Origin of the sequence: Streptomyces sp. MBT65 (assembly GCF_016612545.1) — a bacterium.
GTDB lineage: Bacteria > Actinomycetota > Actinomycetes > Streptomycetales > Streptomycetaceae > Streptomyces.
The window spans coordinates 1-5,787 of the sequence record NZ_JAENRY010000520.1 but is presented as its reverse complement, the minus strand read 5'-3'; the positions used below and the strand labels follow the sequence as shown (position 1 = coordinate 5,787).

The 5,787-nt window shown below is 71.6% G+C and carries 7 protein-coding genes; 3 read left to right on the top strand and 4 right to left on the bottom strand.

The features are described 5' to 3' along the window. Positions 1–42 precede the first annotated feature (42 nt). Both JHN63_RS49570 and JHN63_RS49565 read right to left on the bottom strand, forming a co-directional pair. Entirely contained in the window at positions 43–471 is a 429-nt protein-coding gene (locus tag JHN63_RS49570; RefSeq protein WP_267953876.1) for an Lrp/AsnC family transcriptional regulator, read from the bottom strand. A 53-nt stretch (positions 472–524) separates the two neighbouring features. Continuing rightward, complete coding sequence (locus tag JHN63_RS49565) at positions 525–980, bottom strand: tellurite resistance TerB family protein (protein WP_043686538.1); 456 nt, start codon at positions 978–980, stop codon at positions 525–527. Between the two features lie 142 nt (positions 981–1,122). Between JHN63_RS49565 and JHN63_RS49560 the strand changes: the two genes are divergently transcribed. Genes JHN63_RS49560 through tatA form a run of 3 tightly spaced genes read left to right on the top strand, consistent with a single transcriptional unit; the run spans position 1,123 to position 4,251 of the window. Then, entirely contained in the window at positions 1,123–1,479 is a 357-nt protein-coding gene (locus tag JHN63_RS49560; RefSeq protein ID WP_200691707.1) for a metalloregulator ArsR/SmtB family transcription factor, read from the top strand. Further along, on the top strand, positions 1,469–3,961 hold the full coding sequence (locus JHN63_RS49555) for an HAD-IC family P-type ATPase (RefSeq protein WP_200691706.1): 2,493 nt from the start codon (positions 1,469–1,471) through the stop codon (positions 3,959–3,961). Before JHN63_RS49560 ends, JHN63_RS49555 begins: the two co-directional genes overlap by 11 nt. 35 nt (positions 3,962–3,996) lie before the next feature. Beyond that, complete coding sequence (tatA, locus tag JHN63_RS49550; protein ID WP_200691705.1) at positions 3,997–4,251, top strand: Sec-independent protein translocase subunit TatA; 255 nt, start codon at positions 3,997–3,999, stop codon at positions 4,249–4,251. 49 nt (positions 4,252–4,300) lie between these two features. Here the strand turns inward: tatA and JHN63_RS49545 are convergent, their stop codons facing one another. Continuing rightward, positions 4,301–4,741, bottom strand: a complete 441-nt coding sequence (locus tag JHN63_RS49545; protein WP_200691704.1) for a DUF6114 domain-containing protein — start codon at positions 4,739–4,741, stop codon at positions 4,301–4,303. Next, entirely contained in the window at positions 4,741–5,424 is a 684-nt protein-coding gene (locus JHN63_RS49540) for a DUF6230 family protein (RefSeq protein ID WP_200691703.1), read from the bottom strand. The genes JHN63_RS49545 and JHN63_RS49540 overlap by 1 nt, the downstream gene beginning before the upstream one ends. Positions 5,425–5,787 lie beyond the last annotated feature (363 nt).

Here is a 5,787-nt window from a genome sequence, read left to right as displayed (position 1 = left end):
CCCTGCCCGCCGTCCGCACCCTGGAGACCAGCCCGCTCCCGCTCACACCCCCCGCGTCGGCAGCCCCGTCAGGGAAGGGCTCGCCGCCTTGAGGTTGCGCAGGACCGGGCTGGTCTCCAGGGTGCGGACGGCGGGCAGGGTGCCCAGACGGCGGGTGAGGTAGCGGTGGAGGTCGGCCGGGTCGCGGCAGAGGGCCTGGGCGACCAGGTTCGTGGGGCCGGTGGTCGCGGCGACGAAGGCCAGTTCGTCGTGGGCGGACAGGGCCGTGGCGACCCGGTCCAGCTCGGCCGGCCGTACCGACATCCACAGCAGCGCCCGGGTGTTGACCCCGTACAGCCCGGCGTCGACCTCCACGTCGAAGAACAGCGCACCCCCCGCCCGCAGTTCGGCCAGCCGCCGCGCCACCGTCGACGGCGACCAGCCCGTCACCCGCGCCAGCTCACCCTGCGGGGTCCGCCCGTCCCGCTCCAGCGCCGCCAGCCAGGTCGTCGAGCATGCTCCCGGTCATGTGCCCCGGAGGCCGGTCAGAGGTCGAACTCGTGCGGCGGCAGGTCGAGGGTGAAGCACGCCTCGCGGACCACGGCCTGCTCGGTCTTGTCGAAGTCGCCGTCCGCGCCGCCGATCACGATGCCGATCTGGATCACGGCACGCGCCTCGGCGGGCTTCTTCTTCGCCTTGGCGATCTCCTGGAGCACGCTGACCTTGCCGAAGGCGAAGTCGGCGGTCAGCTTGTTCAGGTTCTCGTCGAAACGGCGCTGGAGGTCCATCGCGTCGAAGTTCTGCAGCACCTCGTTGCTCGCGATGAGCTGGGCGACGCGCTGCCGCTCCGACGGGTCGACCGTGCCGTCGGCGGCGGCCACGAGCGCGCACATCGCCATGCTCGCGTCGCGGAACGCCCCGCTCTTGAGGTCGTTCTTCTTCGCCACGAGCTGGGTCTGCATCGTCGACGCGGACTCCTTGAAGCGGTCCCACAGGGCCATACGAACTCCATGCGTAGTAGTCGTCGTATACAAATTCGTGGCTGCAGCACCGTGGAAACTCCCCGGACCGGGGAGAAGTTCCGGCCGCCTAGACTGGGCGGCTCACGGAACGGGACCGGCCAGGGATCAGGAGGCGACGACGGTGGGGACAGCCGGCAGCGGCTTCGACGACCCGTCGGCCGACGTGCTCGCGGACGCCGCCGCGGCCTTCGGGCTGCTGGCCTCGCCCGCCCGGCTGCACATCGTGTGGGCGCTGGCCCAGGGCGAGAGCGATGTCACCGGGCTCGCGGAGCGGCTCGGCGGCGCGCTGCCCGCGGTCAGCCAGCACCTCACCAAACTGAAGCTCGCGGGCCTGGTCCGCGCCCGCCGCGAGGGCCGTCGCCAGGTGTACTTCGTCGACGACCCGGACGTGGTCGACGTCGTCCGGCTCGCGGTCACCCGCATCGGCGCCCGCGCCGGCCGGTCCGAGCTGCCCGCCCCCCGTCTCCGTGGCCTCTGACACCGCCGACCAGCGGCACACTCCGCTCCAGGTGCTCCGGTACCTGGACACCGGCCCGCGCGGACTGACCGACCCGGAGGCCGCGGCCCGGCTGGCGGCGACCGGCGAGAACACGGCTCCCGGCCGTCGTACGCCCTCCTGGCCCCGGCTCTTCCTGCGCAGCCTGCGCGATCCCTTCACCGCCGTGCTGCTCAGCCTCGGACTGGTCTCGGCGCTCGTCGCCTCCTGGGGCACCGCCGCGGTGATCCTCGCCCTGGTCGCGGTGAGCTGTGTGCTGCGCGCGAGTGGCGAGCACCGGGCCGACCGCGCGCTGCACGGCCTGCGCGAACTGGTCGGCTCGACCGCCTGCGTGCTGCGCCGCACGGACGAGGAGGCGCCGGTACGGGCCCGGGAGACACCGGTCGCCGACCTGGTGCCGGGCGATGTGATCAGGCTCGGGCCCGGCGACCTCGTCCCCGCGGACGTACGACTGCTGCGCGCGACCGGGCTGACCGTGCACCAGGCCGCGCTCACCGGCGAGTCGGCGCCGGTCGCCAAGGCCGCCGTGGAGCTGCCCGGCACGCCGGACGAAGGGCCGTTCGCACAGCCGGAGTTGTGCTTCCAGGGCAGCGGTGTCGTCTCGGGGAGCGCCACGGCGGTCGTGCTGGCGACGGGGGCACGGACCCGGTTCGCGGCCGCGCAGGAGGGGCCGGCACGGCGGGAGGCGAGCGCGTTCGACCGTTCCGTGCACGGCATCTCCTGGGTGCTGATCCGGTTCATGCTGCTGACGCCCCCGCTGGTCCTCATGGCCAACGCGGCGCTGCGCGACCGGGGTCTGGAGACGCTGCCGTTCGCCGTCGCGGTGGCGGTCGGGCTGACCCCCGAGATGCTCCCGGTGATCGTGACGACCTGCCTCGCGCGCGGTGCGTCGCTGCTCTCCCGTACCCACGGCGTCGTCGTCAGACGGCTCCCCGCGCTGCACGACCTGGGCGCCGTGGACGTCCTCTGCCTCGACAAGACCGGCACGCTCACCCAGGACCGCCCGGTCGTGGAACGCGCCCTCGGCCCCGACGGCCGCGCCGATCCGGAGATCCTGCGGCTGGCCGCCACCGCCGCCTGGTGGACCCTCCAACTCGCCGAATCACCCGCCCCGGACGCCCTCGACGAGGCCCTGCTGGCGTCGGCGGGACCGGTGGGGGAGGAGTACGACGGGATCGGGGCCGTGCCCTTCGATCCGGTACGACGGCTCGCGACGGCCGTGGTGCGCGGCGAGGCCCTCGGCACGCACACGCTGATCGTGAAGGGCGCGGTGGAGGACGTACTGGAGCGGTGTGCGCTCGCCCCGGCCGAGCGCGACCGGCTGCTGGCCCTGGCCGAGCGCGAGGCGGAGTCCGGACTACGCCTGCTCGGGGTCGCCACCGCCGAACCACCGGCCCGCACGCGCGCGTACACCCCCGCCGACGAACGGGGCCTGACCTTCCGGGGACTGGTCACCTTCCACGACGCCCTGAACCCGGACGCTCCGGAGGCGTTGCGCGCACTGCTCGACCTGGGCATCGGCGTGCGCATCCTCACCGGCGACCATCCGGCCACGGCGGCGCGGGTGTGCCGGGAGCTGGGGCTGGAACCGGGGGAGGTGCGGGTCGCGGCCCGGTGCACGCCTCAGGACAAGGCCCGCGCGGTCGCCGCCCTGCGCGCGGCCGGCCACACGGTCGGCTTCCTCGGGGACGGTCTCAACGACGTGCCCGCGCTGCGCGCCGCCGACGTCGGGATCGCGCCGCGCGCCGCCGTGGACGTGGCGCGCGAGGCCGCCGACGTCGTGCTCGCCGGCAAGGACCTCGCCGCGATCCGGCACGCGGTCGTGGCCGGGCGGCACAGCGGCGCGAACATCGCCTCGTATCTGCGGATCACGCTCTCCTCGAACCTCGGCAACGTCATCGCGATGCTCGCCGCCGGCCTGCTGCTGCCCTTCCTGCCGATGCTCCCGGCGCAGGTGCTCGCCCAGAACCTGTGCTTCGACGCGGCCCAGCTCGCCTTCGCCCACGACCGACCCGGGGCCGCCGTGCTGCGCCGGCCGACCGTGCTGCGGCCGCGGGCGTTCCTGACGTTCATCACCGGGTTCGGGGTGCTCAACGCGGTCGCCGACCTCGCGACCTTCGCCGTGCTCGCGCTCGCGCTGCGCGGCCCGGACGCCGTCGACGACGACGTGCTGTTCCACTCGGCCTGGTTCACCGAGAACCTGCTCACCCAGGCGCTGGTGATGCTGCTCCTGCGGACCGGCCGGAGCCTCGCGGAGGGCCGTGGACCGGGCCCGGTCGGGTGGGCCGCCGCCGCGCTGGCCGCCGTAGGGGTGCTGCTGCCCCTGAGCCCGCTGGGCGCGGTGCTCGGCATGACGGGACTGGCGTTGCCCTACTACGTCCTGCTGGCCGCTGTGCTCGGGCTGTATGCCCTGGCCCTGAGGGGTCTGCGCTCCACTTCTGGGTTGTACAGTTGCGCAATATAGCAACTGTCGTGTGACGGAAGAGGGAGGGCGAGGCCATGCTCCGCAACGGACTGGAACCTTGGCACCTGCTGGTCGTGGCGATCGTCGTCATCCTGCTGTTCGGCTCGAAGAAGCTTCCCGAGGCCGCGCGCGGACTGGGCAAGTCCATGCGCATCCTCAAGAGCGAGGCGAAGGCGATGAAGGAGGAGAACGCCGTGGCGGACCCGGCCCCGGTGCAACCGGCCACGGTCTACGCCGAGACCGAGTCCCCGGCGGCCACGGCCACGGAGCCGCCCGCGACCGCCCACTGAGTCCACCGACACGTCGGGCCCCGGCGGTCGCCGGGGCCCGGGGGACGGGTCAGGACTGGGGCTGGAGGGACTCCGTGCTCGTCTTCGCCTCGCGCTTGCGGCGGCGGCGCTCCGAGCGCGGCTCCTGGTCCGGCAGCCAGCCGAACGTCATACAGCTTCCTACGATGCCCAGCAGCAGCCCGATGAAGAAGCCGCCGAGGTTCGAGGTGAGCCAGCTGCCGAGGGAGCACAGGATCCCGACGATGGAGTAGAACAGCCGCTGGCCCGGGCTGAAGAGGATCAGCAGTCCGCACAGCATCATCAACACGGGGAGCAGGTAGCCGGTCATGCCCTGCATCCCGATGTGCATCGCGACCTTCAGCGACACCTTCTCCGTGAGCAGGATCTCCGCCCCGCCCAGGGTGAGCAACAGCCCACCCCAGAACGGACGGCGGGCCCGCCAGCGCCGGAAGGCGGGCCCATTCCCCTGCTGTGGCAGGTTCTCCGACATCAGCAACCCGAGTCGCTGAAGCTGAGCTTGAGGCCCGGCAGCTTGAACACACCCGCCGTGGTGGCGTAGTTGGTCTGCCGCAGGTTGTCGATGTGCACGGTGTCGGACTGCTGGCTGAAGACGCCCGCCTTGCCCTTCACGCCCGCTTTGGTCAGCGTGCTGGCGTCGTTGCCGATCTCGATGTTGCCGAAGGACGCGTTGCCCGACATCTCGGTCGAGTCGGTCGTAAGGTCCGTCGCCGTCACCTTCGTCGCGCCGCTGCCCGCTTTGATGAGCAGGTTGACGCCTCCGAGGTCGACGCTCTGGCAGAGGCTGTCGAGCGTGGCGTTCTTGATGGCGGAGGTCATGACCAGCACCTGCCCGCCGGTGTCGCCCTCGTTCGGGCTGTTCGGGATCATCCCGTCGAGGTCGCCGAACTGCTCGAAGCCGGTGCCGTCCATCGACTTGGCGGTGACCGTGAACGGCATGCCGGAAATGGAGAACTGCACCCCCAGGGCGCCCTGCGCGGTGAGTACCGCGAGGGTCGCGGCGGCCAGCGTGGCCGGCACCGCCATGATCGCGGCGCGGCGCAGTCGGACCTGACCGCGTCTTTCGGGCCCCTCGGCGGTCTCGGGTGCGGAGCCGCCCTTCGGCTGCTCAGGGGTGTTTCCGTTGGACGGGTTGGCGTCCGAGGGTGAAGCCATGTCTGCTCCCATGTGCTGCTCTGGTTCAACGCGAGTCGATATCGAAGTGGCGCGTTGTCCTGGCGCGGACAGCGAGTGCGGCGCAGCCCTCCTTGCAACTCCCGGCGGATGCAAGGGCTTTCAGGTTACGCAGCAGTAGCCGTCGAGGAAGTTACCGGGGGTTACATTCGAGGGTCAAGGGAGTTGTGAAAAAAGAGTGTCGATCATGTGTCACCTGTAGGGCAAGGGCTTCCCGCACGTCCGCAAAGCCTCGACTTGTACATCAACTTGCCCCGCATCTCTTGACGTTGACGGACACTCAGGTCTACAACTCTCCCTTGTTTGCCGGATCCGTGGCGCCGGATCCGGCAAACAAGGGAGAGT

Excerpts from the sequence above, each read along its gene's own strand:
- JHN63_RS49540 (WP_200691703.1), bottom strand. The coding sequence starts at position 5,424 with ATGGCTTCACCCTCGGACGCCAACCCGTCCAACGGAAACACCCCTGAG.
- JHN63_RS49565 (WP_043686538.1), bottom strand. The coding sequence starts at position 980 with ATGGCCCTGTGGGACCGCTTCAAGGAGTCCGCGTCGACGATGCAGACC.
- JHN63_RS49545 (WP_200691704.1), bottom strand. The coding sequence starts at position 4,741 with ATGTCGGAGAACCTGCCACAGCAGGGGAATGGGCCCGCCTTCCGGCGC.
- tatA (WP_200691705.1), top strand. The coding sequence starts at position 3,997 with ATGCTCCGCAACGGACTGGAACCTTGGCACCTGCTGGTCGTGGCGATC.